This window comes from uncultured Candidatus Kuenenia sp., assembly GCF_900696675.1.
Lineage (GTDB): Bacteria > Planctomycetota > Brocadiia > Brocadiales > Brocadiaceae > Kuenenia > Kuenenia stuttgartiensis_A.
The window spans coordinates 1-1869 of the sequence record NZ_CAADGZ010000250.1 but is presented as its reverse complement, the minus strand read 5'-3'; the positions used below and the strand labels follow the sequence as shown (position 1 = coordinate 1869).

Here is a 1869-nt window from a genome sequence, read left to right as displayed (position 1 = left end):
AGCACCGTAGTTGTACGGCCAATTGAGCTGAAGGCTAAGTGGTGTAAAGTTCGTAAGCAACTTCAATATCAGCCAAACGTGACATGCCTCGCCAAAGTACTTCACTTCCGGGATGGCCATCACCACGGCGGCCCAGATGACCGCCAAGTTTACCTAAAAGCCGCACGGCATCATTGAGGCTTGGAGGTAAATCAGGAGGCTCCTTGACCTTGTTCGCAAAAGTTGTCAATGCTTTCCATTCAGAATCGCTGAAGTAGACAGTACAAGGGACATCAGGTGTTTCTTGTCCTAAAGTAGTCAGGTAATGGATACGCCAAGCTATAATCATATCAATGGCCAAAGCGTTGCATAGACGACGAGCACTCTCCAACTGCCGGGCCTCGACACGACAACCGCTCTTGATAATACGATGATAACACTCAATACCCCATCGGCGAGCATACCATTCCAAACGTTCGTAAGCATCTTTTTCATGCTTAACCGCAACTGTGGTTAACAGCATCCATTCTAACCCATCAATTCCGATAGGCGGATTGACTTCCTGCGCCAGCACCACCCACACCCTGACCGCAGGCATATTCTTTTTTAGCATAGGTGGGCACAGCGTAACAGGCATCGTTCGTACCATAAGTATTGCCTGACGTGCGGAGCGTTTCTCACTCGGAGGTATCAATATTTCGCGGGTACCTATAACCGGTTGCTGTTCCAGTTTAGTCCACAAAAACTCGCATGATTCTTTATCATCAACAACCTTTCTATTGCGCGAACGTTCTGCACGGATCAGCAACTGAGCGCCATCAGGCGTATTATACTGCTCAGCGAATACCTCGTGAATATCGGCCTCACGATCTGCCACAACCACCAGCAAAGATTTGTTTCGACAGCGTTTCTGTACTTGCGATACTGCATGGTAACTCTCCACCCATTTCCAGCTTTCCTTCTCTTCGATAGGCTTCTTGTGTCGTTCATGTTTGCTGCCTATTCCGTCCCGCGCCCAGCATTGCACATTCAGAAGTCCCAAGGGTGTACCACTTTCAGTAAACGCCATCGTATCATGCACCATCAGTCCACGAACTTTTTCACTCTTAGTACCTATTGGTCCTAACCCCTGCGTATTCGGATGTGTGCTATAATTCAGAGTCGTAGTATCTTGCGCTACCAAAACCAAACTATTCTCCTTCACACGCTCTTCCGTGGCCTCATAATGAGCTTGCAATATCGCCCTCCAATCTACATACTCATTGTCAAGGAATCGGTATGCAGCCTTAGTCGCACTGACTGAACCGCACGCCTGCGGAATGTTTGCCAAAGGTTTGTCATAAAACATACCTGTCATTTCTAAAAGTCTTGATGTCAATCGTGCATCGCCCAATTTTGTTCCTCCAAGTTCCGCCTCTATCCAATCCCGAGGCTCTTTTTGTGCCACTCTTTGGCGAACATGTACTTTGCCATCGGCACAACAACACAACACCGCCTGCCATTTCTTTTGCAACGGCATAACATAAACGTCTTTGACCGTTGCACCTGTTCCTTTTCGTCCTCGACCTTCCGTGCCTCCAACATACTTCCAGTTAGCTGCCCGATAACAGCTTCCGGAAAACCGTCCTCGTTCCACATAGGTTTCTAAAAGTACAGGACGATATTTATACACTCTTTCCCAATCATCTACCAAACGTGTTTGGCATTTTGCCAATACATGCGATGCCAAACATTTTACTCTTACCGTAGGCGCTATTAAATACCGACTGTTATTGATAACAAACGTATGATTCCGCTTACGTGCTTCCTCCGTCCATCCTATCCACTCGTCGCGACTTTCCACCCGTCTGGCACAGGCACTATAACTTAGCCCTCCTATCCATCCGTAAT

The 1869-nt window shown here is 47.6% G+C and carries 1 protein-coding gene; it reads right to left on the bottom strand.

Annotation, left to right across the window (positions count from 1 at the left end; all coding sequences use genetic code 11):
- Window positions 1–34: 34 nt before the first annotated feature.
- A partial coding sequence (locus QZT26_RS17420; RefSeq protein WP_295103995.1) for an IS4 family transposase occupies window positions 35–1869 on the bottom strand: 1835 nt, incomplete at its 5' end.